Origin of the sequence: Martelella mediterranea (assembly GCF_004342225.1) — a bacterium.
GTDB lineage: Bacteria > Pseudomonadota > Alphaproteobacteria > Rhizobiales > Rhizobiaceae > Martelella > Martelella mediterranea_B.
In genome coordinates, this window is sequence record NZ_SMAR01000006.1 from 130,609 (window position 1) to 147,855 (window position 17,247).

Genomic DNA, 17,247 nt, shown 5'->3' on the forward strand with positions numbered 1-17,247 from the left:
ATTCAGTTCTCCAATCTATCGGAGCGGATGGAATATTCGAGGACCGTGAAGCCGAAGGGGTTGGTCCAGACCTCATCGATGGAGCGGCGGGTCTCGGGGCGGAACTCGAAGAGAAGCGTGGCGGTGAAGAGGCCTGTCTGGACGCCATTGATGGAGGTCAGGCGCTTGCGCAGGCGGACGGTGGCGCGGTTGGTGCCGATCCGGTTGATGCTGAGGATTTCCACATCGAGCCGGGCATTGGGGCCATAGACCGTCGGCGGATAATTCTCGTTGGCGCTGTTCCAGATCTGGCGCAGCCCGCTCTCGGCAGCCCCGTCAGAGCGACGCAGTACGCTTCGGATGCGCAGATCATTGTCGAGCTGGTTATAGACCTCGCGGTCGGTCACGTAGCGGAAGACCTCCGCCTCGATGATCGCCTGGTTGGCGGTCACCGAGGAGGCGCCCACCGAGGCTTCGGGGAGTGCAAAGCCGGTGGCGGGATCATAGGGCACGACCACAGGCGGCGGATCGACATCGAGGATCGCGACAGCCGCCGCGCTCAGGCATCCGAGAATGCCGAAGATGAGCCCGATGAGCCCAAGGCGCTGCCAGAGCCGTTCGCGGCGCAAGGCGCCGTAGACCAGTTCTTCTTCGATGATTTCTTGTTCACTCGCCACCTGTCACAACCCTTGATCAGTCTGCCCGCAGGTCCGGCAGCGTGAAGTCCATAAACCGCTGCTCCTCGGCGATGGTTGCGGCATCGATCACGCCGCCTGTGCCGTCGCCCACGGTCTGCACCGCTTCGAGCTGCCACATGGCCACGAGCGCGATCGCCAGTTCCGCCGTCACGCGCGTGTTGAGATCGATGCTTTCCTTCAGTTCATCCATGTCATCGATCAGCCCGACCAGCCTGTCGACGCGTTCCAGCGATTGGCCTGCGTCTTCATAACTGTTCTGGGCAGCTGCCGAGACGAGCGCGCCGGTCGTCGCTTGCGTCGCCACACGATTGGCCCCGGGATTTCCGCTGGTGGCCATTTCCGAGAGCGTGTCCTCGTCGAAGCCGAGATCGGCCAGCACCCGGTCCATCTGGGTTTCAATCTCGCCTGCGCCGGACCCGGAAAGTCCGGAGAAATCGCCCGTCTTGATGGCCTCAATCGTCGCAAGGATGTCGCCGAATTCCTGATCGAGCAGTCCGTTCAGCTCGTCTTCCATTTCCGTGCGGATGATCTCCGGCAGTTCGGCAAGACGGGTGAGCGCCTCATAGGTTCGTTGCAGCTCCGCGAGTTGATCCGTGAGTGTGGCAAGCTGTTCGCGGAGCTGCGTCAGCTGCTCGTTTTGCAGGATCTCGTCTTCGACCATCTGCCGGAGCTGCTGGATGTTTTGCGCGATGTTCTGGGTATCGACGACGGGCACGCCTTGCGCGAGGGCAGGGGATAGGGCGCCAAGATGCAGACCAACCCCAAGTGTCGTGGCCAAAGCTGTCCTCAAGAGCAGATGTCCCATCATTCAATCTCCCTGATCGTAAAATCCATGAACGCGCCCTCGGCCATGCGGGCGCTGGCCTGGGCCAGTTCCTCGGCGGAGAGGGCGCGGGTCCGCGCCGCCTTAAGCCGGATGCGAGCGGCGACGAGACGCACGAGTTCGGCCCGGGCATAGGTGTTGAGCGCGACGCTTTCCTGCACATCCTCTGTCTCGGAAATCCGCTCGACGATGTCTGCAATACGCAGGGCGGCCTGTCGGATTGCGGCGGGCGCGTTGTTGCCATAATAGGCCGCGCCATGCCCGGTGATCGAGAGGTTGGCATTGGCCAGAAGCGCGGGGTCGATCGTGCCGAGCGCCTCGATCCCGCCGATGCGGCTTAGGTAGAGATTGTAGCGTTCAGGAATGACCTGGACGTAGTGCTGGGTCTCGGCAAAGGGCGGGACACCGCCATATTCAAAGACCCGGCCGGGGCCGGCATTATAGGCCGCGAGCGCGTTGATGATATTGCCGTCGAAGGTGTTCAGTTGCGTTGCGAGATAGCGCGCGCCGCCATGCACCTGCAGGTAAGGGCTGTCATAGTATTCCGGGTTGATGCCGAGATCGCTGGCGGTCCCGGGCATGATCTGGGTGAGACCGAAGGCCCCGACAGGCGAGCGCGCACCGATGGTGAAGCGGCTTTCCTGCCAGATGAGCGCCTGCAACAACGCGCGCCATTGAACCGGGGAGAGACCCGCACGGCCCACGCCCGCAAAGCCGCTGGTCTCCTGAGCCACGCGGATGATGAGATGCTCGATGTTTTCCGCCGCATCCCCGAACATCCGCGCGCCGCCGGGATTGGGATCAATGTCACCCGTGCCATAGACCGCCTCGACAGAGCGGGCTGGATCGCCACTGCCGCTTTCCAAGCCCGAGACCATCACCGGCAGTCCCTGACCGCCGAAGCTTGTCTGGGCATCGAGGATGCGCTGGAGTGTGGCCAATTGCTCGCGTTCGATCTCGGCAATGAGTTCGCGCACCGAAAGCTTGTCCGCCTGGATCGCAAGGTCGGTCTCGCGGTCGCCGGTCTCGACGATATCGCGCGCGGTCAGCCCGCTGTCATTGGTCGGCACACCTTGGGCGAAGCCGAGACCGGGCAGCAGGCAAAGCGCCAGGATATGGGGCAGCCTAGACTTCAATGTCGGCCTCCGGCGCGCCGAGGGGCGTGAAGCTGCAATCTGGCGCGACGGGGGCCGTCGAGGCCAGGAAGGTGAAGCAATTGGCGTGCGGCTCCTGGTACTGGGCGCAGGAGGCCAGCGCGCCGAGCGACGTCACAGCTAGAAGAATACGAATCATGAAAGCCTCCAAAAGTCTTGGCGGTCGCGGTAATCGGCGCCCACGAGCGCCTCGCCTTTTTCCATGCCGCCGAGGATGGTGAGATTGGGCCCGAGGGCGCTTAGATCGGCATCAATGACGATCGAGCCCTGGTCGTCGCGGATGAGGGCCAAGCGGCTGTCGCTGCCGGTGTTGAGAAGCACATCGAGTTCCTTCTCATAGAGGTTCAGCATCGCGTAGTCGGCCGCATGGGCGCGGATGTTCGGAAGCAGGATTTGCGTCGGCACGGCCTCGACGATGGTCTTGCCGGTCCGGGTGCGCTCGAGCTGGCTGGCGTATTGCGTCATCATCACCGCGCCGGTGTTCTGCTTGCGCGCGGTCACAAGCCAGTTCGACAGCCGCTCGGCGAAATACGCGTTGTCGAGCGCCTTCCAGGCCTCGTCGATCACGATGATGGTGGGGCGGCGGTCCTCGATCTCGCGCTCGACCCGGCGGAAGAGATAGGAGAGGACCGCCATCCGCTCCTTCTCGGCCTCGCTGTCGAGAATGCCGGTGAGATCGAAGCCGACCACATCCCCCTCGAGTGAGAAGGTGTCTTCCAGAGTCGGCCCGAAGATCCAGCCGTAGCGGCCCTCTTCGGTCCACTCGATCAGGCGCTGGTGCAGATCGCCGCCATCATCGGTGGGCACAAAAAGAGATGCGAAGTCGCGCCAGTTTCGCAAGGCTGGGTTCGTGGCCTGCGCATTCTGGCGCACGACCTCTTGGATGCGGTTGGTCTGTGCCGGGGTCAGCGGCTTGTCGGCGCGGTGAAGGAGCGTTGCGAGCCAATCCGAAAGCCAGGCGGTGCCGCGCGCATCTGTCTCGGTCCAAAGCGGGTTGAGGCCTGTGGGCTGCCCGGCCTTTAATGACGCATAGCGCCCGCCATTGGCGCGGACCGCCATCTCCATACCGAGACGGTAATCGAAGACGAAGATCCGCGCCCCTGCTCGACGGGCTTGCGTCATGAGGAATGCGGAAAGCACCGATTTGCCCGACCCGGGCCGGCCCATGATCAGGGTATGCCCGCTGGTCGGTTCTTTGTCGGGCGATCCCTGCTCGTGATAGGAAAACCGGTAGGCGCTTTGTTCGGGCGTGGGCAGGTAGGTGATGACGCGGCCCCAAGGGGTTTTCTGAGCAGACTTGCCAAGCTGTGTCCGGTGAAATGCCGCGAAATCCGCGAAGTTGCGATTGGTGATCGCACTGGCGCGCACGCGCTTGGGCTGGTTGCCAGGATGCTGGCTGAGGTAATGCGCTTTGGCCGCAATCCTCTCACCGATCATCTTCACCCCTTCCGCGGCGGCGGCATTCACGATCTCGGCGCTCAGCGTCTGCAATTCGTCCAGCGTGTCGCAGAAGAGCGTCACGACCATATGGTGCTCGCCGAAGCTCTGGCGCTTGGCCTCGAGATCATCGGCGGCGATGTCGAGCGCTTCCATGAGCGACAGGGCCGCGTCCTGGGAAGCCTGCATCTGGCGCTTTTGCCGCTTGATACGCCCCGCCATGAGGTTCGAATTGATCGGCGTGAAAGAATGCGTGACGATCATGTCGACCGGCAGGTTCAGCATGTCGAACATCGTGCAGGTCGTGGCCTCGGAATATTCCCCGATGGTGAAGCTCTTGCCGTAGCGATGTCCCACGACGCCTTCAGAGAGCTCGAAGTGATCTCCCTGAAACGTCACGCGAGTATTGGCGACATTGAAAGACAGAAAGCCGTAGGTATTGGCCGGATAGAGCGGCAGTTCCTGGCCGGTATTGAGCGCCCCCAGAAAGCCGATCAACTCACCGCCCTTAGCCGAAAGCACGCGCGGATTCAGCTCCGTCAGGCCAGACAGGAACACGTTCACGGCCTCGCCCAATCGGCGAAGGCGCTTTTCGGTCGCTTCCTTGAGGCGATCCGGCGCGCTGCGGTTCAGGAATCGCAGGACGCTTTTTGGAGGCGGGCGATGGATGATCGTAAGGGTGAGCGTCTTGTCGCGCAGCCCGCTGGTCTCTAGCTTCTTGGCTCTGCCTCAATCTGTGTGGCAGAACGGTAGCATTCTCGCCCGCAACAATTCTGGACCAGCCCGGCCGTACATGGCGCGTTTGAGGGTTTTCAGGCGGTTGATCTGACCTTCCGCCTGGCCGTTGCTCCAAGGCATCTCGATTGCGTTTTTGACCGCATCGAAGTCCCGGTTCAAGGTGCGGGCGAAGCGCATGATGGGCGCCAGGTTGGTTTCGATCGCGTCGTCGATCCATGCAGGGAGCGGGTCTGCTTGGCGGCCACGCATGATACCGTTGAACCGCATGGCGAGGCTGCGCATCGTTGCGAAGGCGGGAGAGCCGGTCTTGAGCGTGTCGACTTTCCGCGCCTGATCCGGGGTGAACTTTCCGCGCGGCTTGATGCACAGCGCGGCCGCGATGACCGGGGAGATCGCGTGCCCAGTTTCCGGGTCTCGGACTGGCTTAAGGATTTCGTGCTCTACCTTGGGGTCGCTCGCTTGCTGTTCGGCTCTGCGCCAACCCGCCAGCAGCCGCTGCAAATGCGACTGACTCCCCTCGTAACCACGCTCTTGGATCATATGGAACAGGGCGCTGCCAGTTCGAATGCCCTCCTTCCAGCTTTGGCTCAGGAACTCTTCAAAGTACCACGGCGAAGTTGGTTTCAAAGCGGCCCGCCTGCGGTCCGGTGGTGTTTCGAACTGCAGCCATTTCGCGATGCTACGACGCGGGAACCCTGTTCGTCGCCCGATCTCGCTGCAGGAAAGCCCTTGATTTCGGAGTGCATGAATGGTGGCGAAAATCTCTTCCCGAGACGTCCTGTGCGCAAGGCGTGACTTCAGAAGGTTGCCGGCGGCGGTGATGTTGTCGGCGTCGGACAGCAGCGCCCTGCCGGTCGCACGGCCATGAAGGTTCATTTGCTCCTCTATGGCCTGCCGCAGGTTTTGTACGATATGGAACCGGTCAGCGACTTGCTTCGCCTGCGGTGCCCCTTGCCGTGCGGCCTGGGCGTAAAGACCGCAGCGATCTCTACTGATCACTTCCACCTCGGGATGTCGCTTCAGCCAGTTGGTGCAGGTGACGACATCTCGATCCTCGAGAACATCGATGACCACGCGCCGCTCCAGATCGACAATGATCGTGCCGTAGGTCTGCGACTTCCGCCAGCTCCAGTCGTCGATCCCGATGACTGTCGGCGGCGCGGCGGTGTCTTGAGCACGCTTCTTCAACTGCCTGAGCACTGTGTCATCGCTGATCCCAAGGCCCAAACGGTGCAAGAGCCGCTCGGCCGGCCGCCCGCCGGTCGCATGCCCAAGATGGCTGACAATCCCCCCGACACGCGAGGTGCGCCGCGCATAAGGACGCGCAATCGAGGCGATCTGGTCCGAGAACGTCCGACGTGGGCAAGCGGGCGTCAAACATTGCCAACGGCAAACCCAGAGAGCCACCGTAACCCCGTCTCCATGGGCGGGGTAATCCTGCAGCCGCCGACGCCGCCATCCGTGACGTCGGCGTGAATGCAATCCACAGTCCGGGCAAATGCCGTTTGGTGTCAGACTGCCCGATACAATCCACCCGCCGGAATCACTTCGCTCGACGCTTTGAACCGAAACTTCGCCCCCGGGCGACCAATGGTGCTTCGAACTCACAATTATCCCTCCTGAATTTTCCAGTTTCAGGATAGTTGCGCCACACAAAGTGAGGCAGAGCCGATTAAAGGGCAACGCGACAGCGGGTTTGACATCTGCCCGCCTTCTGGCGCATAGGGTCGACATCACGCTGTCGGATGGACGACGGGTCGTTGTCGAAGGGTCGACGGCGCTGTCATCGGTTGTCGGCCTCGTGCAGGGTCTGATGGCATGATCCCGGTTCCGAGCAATACGCGGGTGTGGCTCGCGGCCTCTCCCACGGGTGCGGCGGCACGTCGGGGCGCTGGTCGGGGTCGCCCGCGTGCGCCGCCCGGCGGATCGCCTCTAGCGGGTCGTCCCCAGCCACCGTTTCACCGCGCTCGAACAGACGCGACCCCAGAGGCGACCCCTGCCACCAGACCGTACCGCGCGGGGCGGGAAGCTGGGCGTGCAGCCGCTCCAGCGCGCGCTTGTGCGCCGGCGCCACCTCTCCGGCCACCAGCAGCACGCGGGCGTGGCGCGGACTGTCCACCAGCCGCAGGCCGGGCCGGCGGCGCAGCGTCTCGACCCGCGCAAGACCCCGTGCGCCGACGACCGGAAAGACCGGTACCTCGGCCCGGCGCGCCAGCGCGGTGAGCAGCCTCATTGCCACCGGAACACCCCCTCGCGCCAGCCGTAGAGGATGCCGAGGAACATCCCCATCTCCGCCAGCGCCTTCGCCCCGGTCTCCACATAGGCCACGGCCTACGGATACATGAACATCATCTCCATCTCGAACGCGATGAAGAGCAGCGTCATCGGATAATAGCGCACATGGAACCGCTGCCAGGCATGGGCTTCCGGCTGGCCGCCCCCGAGAAAGGCCGCGCGCCCTGGCCATGTCGCTCCGTCCTGCGACCCGATCCGCTGCACCGCGAGCGCAAAGGCCACGGCGAACAGCACAAGAATGAGTGGCATCGCAATCTCGGTCATCGTGCTGTCCTCCTTCACATCCCATGCGGCGTTTTTCCCGACGCTTTACCACCCTTTTCGCGAAGGATCATATCCTGCTGCAATCGCGCCTGCCTGCGCCAACCCGAAGCAACGCTCACGCCGCACAACGGTAGAAGCCGCGGAAGCCGGCGGTCAGGCCCGCGTCCAGCTCCAGCGTCAGGTCGGCTTCCTGCATGGTTCCGCCCGCGTTCAGGGCACCGCCACCCGGTGCGCTTACATGCATGGCAAGGCCGTCGGCGCGCGGCGCGGCGCCGGTCGCGATGTCGCCGTCCGAGGAAACGTCGAGGCGCACCAGATCGCCGCTGAGTTTCACCAGGCCGGCCATCCCGTCGCCAACCGAACCGATCGCCAGAACCGCGGGACTGTCCGAGGTATAGGCGAAGGTGCAGATGGGGCCATCGGGGAACAGGCGGGCGATGTCCGCTTCCGTCATGAACCCTGGATCGAGAACCGCGATATTGGCCGTGGAAAGCGCCTGCTCCAGGTTCATCACGTCCCCGGCGGGTGCTTCTTGCGATCCCGACACCACGCCCGACGCCTCGATCTCGTCGACGAGATAACGCATCTCGGCGATTTCCTTGTCCTGGGCATAGACGATTTCATCGGCCAGCTTGCGCACGCGGACATCCTCGATATTGGCCCGGCTCGACGTCATGATGGCGATGGAATGATGCGGGATCATCGCGCGCATGAAGCTGGTATCGCCCACCGTCACCTGGCTGCGCACCAGCCAGAGCGAGGCGGCGAAGGCAAGGACCGCGCCCGCGAAGATCGCGGCATTGATCGCCTTGCTGGAATACATCGACAACATGAATCCGAGCATGATGAAGGCCATTGTCGCGCCCATCAGGACCGCCATGTAGGCTCGCGTCTCCGACCAGAAGACATGCGCCCAGAGGTAGGTATTGAGATACATCAGAATGAACATCACGACCGTCGAGGTCGCGATCATTGCGGCAAATCTCCAATATGACATGAGTGACCTTTCAGATTCGCGTTAAAACAAGGTAACGACCTTCCAGCGCTGGAGGGTTCCCAAGCTTTGGAAAGTCCAGATATGCGGCAGGCGTCAGGAATGGCGTCTGGTCGTGACCAGAAAGATGGTCGAAGCCGAACAGCTGATCAGCAAGAAACCGTTCAGCGCCTCAATCCCCGCCAGAAAGCGCAGATGACCTGTCGGATAGATGTCGCCCAGCCCAAGGGAAGAATAATTCACCACTGAGAAATAGAACACATCCATGAACGAGTTCACGTCAGATTGCGCAAAACCGCCAATGCCCGTCGATTCGCCGATAAAGAAGCCGACCGCGTAGAGCCCTGCCTCGGCAATATGCGCGGCCGCCAGGACGTAAAGGGCGATCAACAGTGCACCTGTGCCGGTGATGTGCTTCCGGTCGGTAAGGTGCATGGCGAATGCCATCGCACGCGCATGCAGGCCGCCGCACAATCCGAAAAGAATGATGGCCAGCCCTGCAGCCAGTGTCATACGCGACTGTCCCTCTTAACCGGCTTCATTCAGCAGAGCGATTTCTTCCTCTTTCGCTGCAAGATCGGCCAGGATAGGGCAGTCGGGCCGGTGGTCTCCGGCGCAGGCATCGACGAGATGCGCAAGCGTCGCGCGCATCTCCGTCAACTCCGCGATCTTCCGGTCAATCCGATCAAGCTGCACTTCGGCGATCTGTTTGACCTCGGAGCTGGTGCGGTCGTCGTCCTCGTAGAGCTTCAGGAGATTGCGGCAATCCTCGATGCTGAAGCCGAGCGCGCGGGCGCGCCCGAGGAATGCCAGCTTGTGCACGTCGCGGTCGCGAAAGCTGCGATAGCCGTTGGCGCTGCGCAGCGGCTTGACCAGCCCGATATCCTCGTAATAGCGGATTGTCTTGGCCGGCAGGCCGGAGCGTTCCGCGACATCTCCGATGTTCATCTCAAAATCCTCCTTATTCGGCAGGGGCGGGGTAAAGGTTGGCGGCCGGGCGGACCGACCTCGTCTCGTCCATTGCGGGGGACACACGGCGGAGCCTGAGCGCGTTGGTCAGCACGAAGACCGAGGACAGCGCCATCGCGCCCGCGGCCAGAACCGGCGACAGCAACAGGCCGAACAGTGGATAGAGCACACCCGCCGCCACCGGGATCAGCGCCACGTTATAGCCAAAGGCCCAGAACAGGTTCTGGCGGATATTGCGCATGGTGCGGGTGGACACCTGATAGGCATTCACCACGCCGCGCAGATCGCCCGACATCAGCACCACATCGGCCGACTCAATCGCCACATCGGTTCCGGTGCCGATGGCGATGCCCACATCCGCATGCGCAAGCGCCGGCGCGTCGTTGATGCCGTCGCCGACGAAGGCCACCTGCCGCCCGCCTTTCCGCAGATCGTCCAGCGCCGCGACCTTGCCATCGGGCAGAACGCCCGCGATCACCTGGTCGATACCGGTTTCCCTTGCAATCGCCTCCGCCGTCTCGCGCTTGTCGCCGGTGATCATGGCGATCTTCAGTCCCAGATCGTGCAGCGCACCGATGGCCGCCGCGCTGGAAGGCTTCACCGGGTCAGCCACCGCGATCACCGCGGCCACCCGCCCGTCGATGGCGGCAAAGAGCGCGGTGCGCCCCTGTTCGGCGAGGCGCGTTTCCGCCTCGGCGAGGGCACCAAGTTCCAACCCTTCGCGGGTCATCAGCCGGTCGGCCCCGACCAGGACATCGCGCCCGGCGACATGCGCGCGGACGCCGTGGCCGGTAATCGACTCGAAGCTCTCCACCTCATGCCGCGCCACGTTTTCGGCCCGGGCCGCGCGGACGATGGCATCGGCAATGGGATGTTCCGACTGCGCCTCGACCGCAGCGACCAGTGCCAGAACTTCGGTCCGGACGAACCCGCCCGACAGCACCATGTCGGTCAGCTCCGGACGGCCTTCGGTGACGGTGCCGGTCTTGTCGACGGCCACGACGCCGATGCCGGACAATTGCTGCAGCGCGTCTCCCTTCCGAAACAGCACGCCCATCTCGGCGGCCCGTCCGGTGCCGACCATGATCGAGGTCGGCGTGGCCAGACCCATCGCGCAGGGGCAGGCGATGATCAGCACCGACACCCCGGCCACCAGCGCATAGGACAGCGCGGGCGAGGGGCCGACGACCAGCCAGACCAGAACCGTCAGCGCCGCGAAGGCCATCACCGCAGGCACGAACCACAGCGTGATCCGGTCGACCATGCCCTGGATCGGCAGCTTGGCGCCCTGCGCCTGTTCGACCATGCGGATGATCTGCGCCAGCGTGGTATCGGCGCCGACGCGCGTGGCGCGGAACTGGAAGGCGCCGGTGCCATTGACCGTGCCGCCCGTGACCGGATCGCCGGTGCCCTTGGCCACCGGCACCGGCTCGCCGGTAATCATGCTTTCATCGACATGGGCGCTGCCGTCGGTCACTTCTCCGTCCACTGCAATCCGCTCGCCGGGACGCACGACGAGGATGTCGCCCGCGCGGATCCTCTCGATCGCCACGTCCTGCGCCTCACCGTCAACGAGAACCCGCGCGGTGCGCGCCTGAAGCCCCAGCAGTTTCTGGATCGCGGCGCCGGTGCGGCCCTTGGCGCGCGCCTCCATCCAGCGGCCCAGCAGGATCAGCACCACGATCACCGCCGCCGCCTCGAAATAGACGGCGCGCGAGCCTTCGGGCAGCAGTGCGGGCGCGAAGAGGGCCACCAGCGAAAAGAGATAGGCCGCCGAGGTGCCGACCGCGACGAGGCTGTTCATGTCCGGCGCGCCCTTGAAGAGCGCCGGGAAGCCCCTGGTGTAGAAGGCACGCCCCGGCCAGGCCAGCACGATGGTGGTCAGCACGAACTGGATCATCCAGCTTGTCTGATGGCCGATGGTGCGCCCGATCAGGTCATGCGCACCCGGCACGACATGCGCGCCCATTTCCAGAAGGAAGACGGGAAGGGCAAAGGCGGCGGCCAGCGCGGTTTTTCGCGCCATCGCCTTGGCCTCGCTGTCCTTGCGGGCGCTGCGATCCTCCGAGGCGGTGTCCTCTGCGGGCTCCGCAGGGTAGCCTGCGTCCTCGGCCGCCTTCAGCAAATCCGCAAGCTCCACCGCCCCTTCGGCATAGGTCACGGTCGCGGTTTCCGAGGCGAGGTTGACTTTGACCTCCAGCACACCGGGTACCGCCGCCAGCGCCTTGTCCACGCGCCCCACGCAGGAGGCGCAGGACATCGACGCCACGTTCAGACGCACATCCTGGGTCCGTGCCGGATAACCCGCCTCATCCAGCGCTGTCATGACGTCGGAGATCCGCTCGGGCGCATCGATCTGCGCCTGCGCGGTCTCATTGGCGAGGTTCACATGGACGTCATCGACGCCCGGCAGCGCGGACAGGGTCCGCTCGACCCGTCCGATACATGAAGCGCAAGACATGTTCTGCACGGAAAGCCGAAGGGTTTGCGAATCTGGCATGGCGGACTCCTGTCTGGATTTGTCCGAAAGATAGGGGTTCCACCTAATGGAAGGTCAATAGGGTTCAAAAATATTCCATTCCGTCCTTGACCTTCCTGCGGTGGAAGACCTCACCTGAACTGGAATTCGAAGGAGATAGGCATGACCAGATTGAGCGTACCGGACATGAGCTGCGGGCACTGCACCGCTGCAATCGAGAAGGCGATCAAGGCAATTGATCCAACCGCCAGGGTTTCCTGTGACCTTGGGGCGCATATTGTCGAGGTGGAGAGCTTTCTAAGCGAGCGGGCCGTGTCCGAAGCAATTCGCGATGCCGGCTATGATGCAAAAACACCGGCAGCGACCTGATACGAAAGCGACCTGATACGAAAAATGGCGCCGGCGGGTCCGGCGCCATTCCAACATCTGATCTGGCGAGCGAGATCAGTCGCTTTCCCGTGTCTTGTCGACCAGAGCCTCCAGTTGATCCTGTTCGACAAAGCCGGGCACGAGGTCGTCTCCGATCACGAAAGACGGTGTTCCGTTAAAGCCGAGCGCCTGGGACAGGCGCATCGACTCGTCGATATGCTCCTGCACTTCGGGTTCGTCCATATCGGTACGAAGTCGTTTGACGTCGAGCCCGATCTCCTCGGCCAGGCGCATGACCGATGCTTCCTCGGCACGTTCTTCCATACCCATCAGCGCCCAGTGAAACTCCTCGTATTTGTCCTGTTCCCTCGCGGCCAGGGCGGCTTTGGCCGCGAAGACAGACCCTTCGCTGAGAATGGGCCATTCGCGATAGACGAGCCGGACATCCTGGTCGGCATCGAGCAGCCCCTGAACCTCGGACATGGCCCGTCTGCAGTAGGGACAGTTGTAGTCGAAGAATTCCACGACCGTGACATCGCCGTCGGGATTTCCGAGGACCGGCGCGTTCGGATCATGTTCGAGCGACTGGCGCTGGTTCTTCAGAACGTCGGCAGCTGCGTCTGCCTGCGTAGCCGCCTGCTGCTGTTCGAGCAACTGCACGGCTTCCATGATGATCTGCGGGTTTTCCCGGATCGCTTCCAGCGCCAGTTCCTTGATCCGAGCATCGCTCAGATCTTGCGCGAAGCCGGCAATCGGCGCGATAGCCAGACCAAGCGCCAGGGCTGTGGTTTTCATCGGGTGCATTGTCAATTTCCTTCTCTCTGGGCTTCGGCGGCGCTGCGTTCGGCCTGAATCTGCCGTTGCCGATCCGGCCATGTGGATTTGATATAGGCGAGGATATTCCAGATCTGATCGTCGGTCAGTTGGTCGCCGAAACCGGGCATGCCGCTTTCAAAATCGACGCCCTGTGCGGCGAGGGCCGCCTTGCCGCCGAGCTTGGTGTAGTCGAAGAGCACGCTGTCAGAATGGTGCCATGTATGACCCGTTTCGTCATGCGGTGGGGCGGGCAACACGCCAGCCGGGCCCGGTGAATGCCAGTCGGGCTGACCCTCGAGATTCGCGCCGTGGCAGGAGGCGCAGTAGCCCTGGTAGAGGTCCTCGCCCTGCGCCAGATCGAAGTCTTCCGGAGCAGCACTGGTTTGGGTGCCGGCCTGCGTCATGAGCCAGGCACCTGCTGCCGCACCGGACACCAGAATGACGGTCAGGATCAGGTATTTCCGCATCATGTCACCTCGAGCCACGTCATCATGCCCGAAGCCGCATGGCTCAGCATATGACAGTGAAACAGCCATTTTCCCGGGTTGTCGGCGACAAAGGCAATGGTCCGGGTCTCGCCGCCGAACATCAGCAGCGTATCGCGGAAGGGACCAAGGGCCGCGTCCTTGGTCACCTCGCGGAAATGCATCCCGTGCAGGTGCATTGCATGGGGGAAGGACGTGTCGTTGTAGATTTCCAGCTTGATCGTCTCACCCACGGGCACGCTCACGAGCGGGGTGTCGGTCATCCCGATCGTCCCGTTGAAGGACCAGAACTGGTTTGCCTCGACCAACTGGCGAAAGCTCTTGCGTTCGCCGTCGAGGGTGGCGGCATCGAGTGTGCCCATTGCCCCGCCCTGCATATTGAGCCGCGCCGTTACCGCTTTTTCCATGCCGGATATGTCCATGCGTGGGTTCGGGGGCAGGGGATGTGGCGACCCGCGCCGCGCCGCCGCCGCGCGGCCCGATACCGGAAACGCCACCTGTGAGACGCCCTCCTGATCCTCGACGCGCACAAGATGCGCTGTCTCGCCCGACGCCGCTGTGACGTCCACGATCAGATCGGCGCGCTGGCCCGGCCCAATGATCAGCACCTCACTTACTGGCTTGGGCTCGGACAGCGGCATGCCATCAAGGGCCACGGTCCAGCCTTCCATCCCGAAAATCGAAAGAACGAATATCCGGGCGTTGGCGGCATTGATCAGCCGCAGCCGCAGGCGTTCGTTCTGCTTCACGTCCAGCGACAGATCAAAGCGCCCGTTGGTGGCGATGAAGTTGCCGCGCCGCCCGGCATGGCTGCGATCATGGCGTGACGTGAAGTCGGGGTCGATCTGTGCCGTTTCGGGATCGAGAAGCCAGTCGTCGAGGATCAATACCTCCTCGCGGTCGATATCCGGCGCCTCGGGCTCTTCCACGATCAGCGCACCATAGAGTCCGCGCGCGACCTGCTCGGTTGACCGGTTGTGCGCGTGATACCAGTAGGTGCCGGCGTCCGGCACCACGAAATCATAGTCGAAACCCTGTCCCGGTTCGACAGCTGGCTGCGTCAGCCCGGGAACCCCGTCCATCGCGTTGTCGATGCGGATCCCGTGCCAATGAACCGAACTTGCCTGCGGCAGTTCGTTCAGGAACGATCTCTGGATGCGGGCGCCTTGAGCCATCCGCAACTCGGGTCCCGGCATCGCGCCGTCATAGCCCCAGATTTCAGTCTTGGGATAGGTTGGGGGTGCAAGTTGGACGCGCGCGGGCCGGGCCTTGAGTTCGGCAAAGCGTGGCGTTGCAGCACGCGCCAGGGCCGGAACGGCCAGAGCCGCAATCGTCGCCGCGCCCTGCTCAAGAAATTCTCGCCGTGTCGTCATCTTTTCCGTGTCCTTGAAATGTGCGGGGCGATACGCCGCCCCGCCCGTGTCAATCGATGGTTTTGCCGATACTCGGCGTCCCCGCCAAAGCCCTGCCTTCCGGTACATCGCTGTCGAGAAGATAGATCGCCATCGCTTTCAAATCGGACTTTGAGAGGAACCGCGTTCCGTTCTGGACAACCTCACCCATGCTGCCGCCGAACACGTCTCCTGACGGGGTAACACCACTTTGCAGAGCATATGACAGATTGGCGACGGTCCATCCGCGATCTGCCAGATCGTCGGACAGGATTGATGGTGCCTTGTTTCCACCGGGCAGGTCGTCGTTGCCGGCAAAAACGGCATCTGGCATCCGGCCGCCCGCGAGGTTCCGACCGGTGTGACAGGCCCCGCAATGGGCGGCGCCGCGCACGAGTTGCCGGCCGCGGTTCCAGTCGACGCTCTTTCCTTCCACCGGTTCGGTCTGCGGATCATGCATGAAAAGCGCACGCCATAGTTTCAGGCCCCAGCGTTGGTTGAACGGGAAACCGACATCGTGCGGTGGTGCGGGGTTGGTTACCGGTGCGACGGTCTGGAATGCTGCCCACATATCGGCGACGTCCTGATCGGAAAAATCCGCATAGAACGGATAGGTGAATGCCGGAAACAAGGGCTCGCCATCGGGCGAAACGCCCTGCCTGACAGTCATCGCGAAGTCAGACAGGCTCCAGTCTCCGATGCCGTGCTCGGGATCGGTGGTTATGTTCGGCGGGTAGAAGACGCCAAACGGGGTTTCGAGCGGGGCACCGCCCGCCAGCGGAGCGCCGCCATCCTCGAAATTCGTGTGACAGGCGATGCAACCGCTCGCGCGCGCCAGATAGGCACCGCGCTGGACATCGCCGGTCAACTCGATCTCGGCGGGCGGTCGGCCAATCGGCCAAACCACCAACGCCGCGATTGCCGCCGTGCCGGAAAGGGCAAGGACGGCAACACCTGCAAGAACCCGCCTCATGTCATTTCACCTTCGCGCGGAAGCGGGTGTGACAGGACGAACAGGTGTCGCTGACCTTCGCGAAAACCGCGTTGGCGGGCATCTCGGCCAGTTCTTCGCGCCCCATCGTGTCATCGGCCATCATGTCACCACTGCCCATCATCGAGTTGGCTCCCATCATGTCGGAGCCGCCCATCATGGCGCTTGTATTCGACTTGGTGTCCGACTGACTTGCGGGTGCGTTGTCAGCGGCAAGAGCCAGGCCTTCGGCGTATCTGTGCAACTCCTCGGCCAGGCCTGCAAAGCTCTCCCAATCGTTCCATATGGCGTCTTTCGCGACCGATGGCATGCCTGCGCTGCCGTCCGGGAACAGACGGGTCATGGCATCGCCAGCGTGCATGCCGATGGTTTCCGCAGCGTGCCGCACGGTATCAGCATCATACCCCGTCTCGCCGCTCATCATCGGGGCGACCGTGTTTCACGGCCTTGCCCATTGCCGACATCGCGTCCATGCGCTCCTTCACGATACCGGTCGCGCCGCTATGGGCGAGCGCCGCCGATGCCACGCCGACAAGCACGGCGGAAGTGATAATCCCTGTAGGTTTCATGTCATTGTCCTTCAAATCCTGATTTCGAGACGGGTCCGATCACGTGAGGAGGCCGGACCTTCGTGGTCGCGGCACGCCTGACGGGGTGTGCGCGCTCTGAATCCACCGTGATCGCCGCAAGTGCGCAGTCAATTCCCGGATGGCAATGTCCGAATGCCTCCTGGATGACAGTATGATCTTCGCCATGATCATCGTCGACCACGGCGTGCGTTGAGCTTGTCGCGGCGGGAGCAGAAGAATGGGCTTCAGCGCCCTGAGGGGTCAAGCCGAATGCGAAAAGCGCGCAGAGAATCATCGCGCGTAGCAAGCCGACAGGTTCGATTTTGCGTCTTTCGTTCAAAAGATGCCGTTTTCCTTCTGAAGCTCACGAATGTAACGCGTGATCATTTTCACGTCGCCATCGGTCACACCCTCCACCGCCGGCATGTTGCCGAAGTTCCAGTGATGCGCACGGACGCCGTTTTTTGCCGCGAGGACGAATGCCATGTCGGAGTGATGGTTTGGCTCATAGGTCTTGTGTACAAGCGGTGGGGCGACGCCGTTCTGGCCCGCCGCATTCGCACCATGACACTCGGCGCATTTGGCGTCGAACGCCCGCTTTCCGATCTGCGCGTCCGCCGACAGTTCGGCGGGAAGCGCCACCTCGACGATCGGTGCGCCCTCGGCCAGGGTGCTGGTATCGGGCGGAATCATCGAATGGCCCGTGCCTTGCGTCGCCCGTTGCGTCGCATTCCAGTAGACCGCAAACCCCCCGACGAGAAAGAAGGCGACGATCGCCAGCAATGTCTTGTTCATA

20 protein-coding genes are annotated in these 17,247 nt (G+C 63.0%); 1 reads left to right on the top strand and 19 read right to left on the bottom strand.

The window, feature by feature from the left end:
- Positions 1-2: 2 nt before the first annotated feature.
- The 12 genes from EDC90_RS06230 to EDC90_RS06285 form a co-directional block, all read right to left on the bottom strand.
- A complete protein-coding gene (locus EDC90_RS06230) occupies positions 3-656 on the bottom strand; it encodes a virB8 family protein (protein WP_132309643.1) in 654 nt (217 codons plus the stop codon).
- Between the two features lie 16 nt (positions 657-672).
- A complete protein-coding gene (locus tag EDC90_RS06235; protein ID WP_245510960.1) occupies positions 673-1,485 on the bottom strand; it encodes a type IV secretion system protein in 813 nt (270 codons plus the stop codon).
- Positions 1,482-2,636, bottom strand: coding sequence for a lytic transglycosylase domain-containing protein (locus tag EDC90_RS06240; protein WP_207903858.1), 1,155 nt, complete (start codon positions 2,634-2,636; stop codon positions 1,482-1,484). Before EDC90_RS06240 ends, EDC90_RS06235 begins: the two co-directional genes overlap by 4 nt.
- Entirely contained in the window at positions 2,626-2,793 is a 168-nt protein-coding gene (locus EDC90_RS20840; RefSeq protein WP_165972756.1) for a hypothetical protein, read from the bottom strand. Before EDC90_RS20840 ends, EDC90_RS06240 begins: the two co-directional genes overlap by 11 nt.
- The gene (locus EDC90_RS06245) at positions 2,790-4,655 is read right to left on the bottom strand and encodes a VirB4 family type IV secretion system protein (protein ID WP_245510961.1); all 1,866 of its coding nucleotides are present in this window, start codon (positions 4,653-4,655) and stop codon (positions 2,790-2,792) included. Before EDC90_RS06245 ends, EDC90_RS20840 begins: the two co-directional genes overlap by 4 nt.
- Before the next feature lie 165 nt (positions 4,656-4,820).
- Positions 4,821-6,437, bottom strand: a complete 1,617-nt coding sequence (locus EDC90_RS06250) for an ISL3 family transposase (RefSeq protein ID WP_418287803.1) — start codon at positions 6,435-6,437, stop codon at positions 4,821-4,823.
- A gap of 175 nt (positions 6,438-6,612) precedes the next feature.
- Positions 6,613-7,062: a hypothetical protein gene (locus tag EDC90_RS06260; protein ID WP_108693293.1), complete on the bottom strand. Its 450-nt coding sequence runs from the start codon at positions 7,060-7,062 to the stop codon at positions 6,613-6,615.
- A 98-nt stretch (positions 7,063-7,160) separates the two neighbouring features.
- Positions 7,161-7,388 carry an NADH-quinone oxidoreductase subunit A gene (locus EDC90_RS06265; protein ID WP_207768750.1) on the bottom strand — a complete coding sequence of 76 codons (228 nt, stop codon included), beginning with the start codon at positions 7,386-7,388 and terminating at the stop codon, positions 7,161-7,163.
- A 115-nt stretch (positions 7,389-7,503) separates the two neighbouring features.
- Positions 7,504-8,361 (bottom strand): DUF305 domain-containing protein, encoded by an 858-nt coding sequence (locus EDC90_RS06270; protein WP_132309645.1) that lies wholly within the window; start codon positions 8,359-8,361, stop codon positions 7,504-7,506.
- A 117-nt stretch (positions 8,362-8,478) separates the two neighbouring features.
- Entirely contained in the window at positions 8,479-8,895 is a 417-nt protein-coding gene (locus tag EDC90_RS06275) for an ion channel (protein WP_018065825.1), read from the bottom strand.
- A 15-nt stretch (positions 8,896-8,910) separates the two neighbouring features.
- Positions 8,911-9,330: a Cu(I)-responsive transcriptional regulator gene (cueR, locus tag EDC90_RS06280; protein ID WP_018065824.1), complete on the bottom strand. Its 420-nt coding sequence runs from the start codon at positions 9,328-9,330 to the stop codon at positions 8,911-8,913.
- Positions 9,331-9,343: 13 nt separating this feature from the next.
- Positions 9,344-11,851: a heavy metal translocating P-type ATPase gene (locus EDC90_RS06285; protein ID WP_132309647.1), complete on the bottom strand. Its 2,508-nt coding sequence runs from the start codon at positions 11,849-11,851 to the stop codon at positions 9,344-9,346.
- A gap of 141 nt (positions 11,852-11,992) precedes the next feature.
- On the opposite strand from EDC90_RS06285, the gene EDC90_RS06290 reads away from it, so the two are divergent.
- Positions 11,993-12,199: a heavy-metal-associated domain-containing protein gene (locus tag EDC90_RS06290; RefSeq protein ID WP_018065822.1), complete on the top strand. Its 207-nt coding sequence runs from the start codon at positions 11,993-11,995 to the stop codon at positions 12,197-12,199.
- Positions 12,200-12,274: 75 nt separating this feature from the next.
- Here the strand turns inward: EDC90_RS06290 and EDC90_RS06295 are convergent, their stop codons facing one another.
- The 7 genes from EDC90_RS06295 to EDC90_RS06320 all read right to left on the bottom strand — a co-directional run bounded on the left by EDC90_RS06295 (position 12,275) and on the right by EDC90_RS06320 (position 17,246).
- Positions 12,275-13,003: a DsbA family protein gene (locus EDC90_RS06295; protein WP_018065821.1), complete on the bottom strand. Its 729-nt coding sequence runs from the start codon at positions 13,001-13,003 to the stop codon at positions 12,275-12,277.
- A gap of 2 nt (positions 13,004-13,005) precedes the next feature.
- Positions 13,006-13,485, bottom strand: coding sequence for a c-type cytochrome (locus tag EDC90_RS06300; protein ID WP_018065820.1), 480 nt, complete (start codon positions 13,483-13,485; stop codon positions 13,006-13,008).
- Complete coding sequence (locus EDC90_RS06305) at positions 13,482-14,873, bottom strand: multicopper oxidase family protein (RefSeq protein WP_018065819.1); 1,392 nt, start codon at positions 14,871-14,873, stop codon at positions 13,482-13,484. Before EDC90_RS06305 ends, EDC90_RS06300 begins: the two co-directional genes overlap by 4 nt.
- 49 nt (positions 14,874-14,922) lie before the next feature.
- The gene (locus EDC90_RS06310; RefSeq protein WP_018065818.1) at positions 14,923-15,864 is read right to left on the bottom strand and encodes a cytochrome c; all 942 of its coding nucleotides are present in this window, start codon (positions 15,862-15,864) and stop codon (positions 14,923-14,925) included.
- A gap of 1 nt (position 15,865) precedes the next feature.
- On the bottom strand, positions 15,866-16,306 hold the full coding sequence (locus tag EDC90_RS06315) for a cytochrome c (RefSeq protein WP_207903859.1): 441 nt from the start codon (positions 16,304-16,306) through the stop codon (positions 15,866-15,868).
- Positions 16,281-16,451, bottom strand: coding sequence for a hypothetical protein (locus tag EDC90_RS21055; protein ID WP_207903860.1), 171 nt, complete (start codon positions 16,449-16,451; stop codon positions 16,281-16,283). The genes EDC90_RS06315 and EDC90_RS21055 overlap by 26 nt, the downstream gene beginning before the upstream one ends.
- Positions 16,452-16,787: 336 nt before the next feature.
- Positions 16,788-17,246: a c-type cytochrome gene (locus tag EDC90_RS06320; RefSeq protein WP_018065817.1), complete on the bottom strand. Its 459-nt coding sequence runs from the start codon at positions 17,244-17,246 to the stop codon at positions 16,788-16,790.
- Position 17,247: the final 1 nt, after the last annotated feature.

Coding starts and splice junctions, on each gene's coding strand:
- EDC90_RS06235 (WP_245510960.1), bottom strand. CDS start 1,485: ATGATGGGACATCTGCTCTTGAGGACAGCTTTGGCCACGACACTTGGG.
- EDC90_RS20840 (WP_165972756.1), bottom strand. CDS start 2,793: ATGATTCGTATTCTTCTAGCTGTGACGTCGCTCGGCGCGCTGGCCTCC.
- EDC90_RS06260 (WP_108693293.1), bottom strand. CDS start 7,062: ATGAGGCTGCTCACCGCGCTGGCGCGCCGGGCCGAGGTACCGGTCTTT.
- EDC90_RS06265 (WP_207768750.1), bottom strand. CDS start 7,388: ATGACCGAGATTGCGATGCCACTCATTCTTGTGCTGTTCGCCGTGGCC.
- EDC90_RS06270 (WP_132309645.1), bottom strand. CDS start 8,361: ATGATCGCGACCTCGACGGTCGTGATGTTCATTCTGATGTATCTCAAT.
- EDC90_RS06275 (WP_018065825.1), bottom strand. CDS start 8,895: ATGACACTGGCTGCAGGGCTGGCCATCATTCTTTTCGGATTGTGCGGC.
- cueR (WP_018065824.1), bottom strand. CDS start 9,330: ATGAACATCGGAGATGTCGCGGAACGCTCCGGCCTGCCGGCCAAGACA.
- EDC90_RS06285 (WP_132309647.1), bottom strand. CDS start 11,851: ATGCCAGATTCGCAAACCCTTCGGCTTTCCGTGCAGAACATGTCTTGC.
- EDC90_RS06290 (WP_018065822.1), top strand. CDS start 11,993: ATGACCAGATTGAGCGTACCGGACATGAGCTGCGGGCACTGCACCGCT.
- EDC90_RS06295 (WP_018065821.1), bottom strand. CDS start 13,003: ATGCACCCGATGAAAACCACAGCCCTGGCGCTTGGTCTGGCTATCGCG.
- EDC90_RS06300 (WP_018065820.1), bottom strand. CDS start 13,485: ATGATGCGGAAATACCTGATCCTGACCGTCATTCTGGTGTCCGGTGCG.
- EDC90_RS06305 (WP_018065819.1), bottom strand. CDS start 14,873: ATGACGACACGGCGAGAATTTCTTGAGCAGGGCGCGGCGACGATTGCG.
- EDC90_RS06310 (WP_018065818.1), bottom strand. CDS start 15,864: ATGAGGCGGGTTCTTGCAGGTGTTGCCGTCCTTGCCCTTTCCGGCACG.
- EDC90_RS06315 (WP_207903859.1), bottom strand. CDS start 16,306: ATGATGAGCGGCGAGACGGGGTATGATGCTGATACCGTGCGGCACGCT.
- EDC90_RS21055 (WP_207903860.1), bottom strand. CDS start 16,451: ATGAAACCTACAGGGATTATCACTTCCGCCGTGCTTGTCGGCGTGGCA.
- EDC90_RS06320 (WP_018065817.1), bottom strand. CDS start 17,246: ATGAACAAGACATTGCTGGCGATCGTCGCCTTCTTTCTCGTCGGGGGG.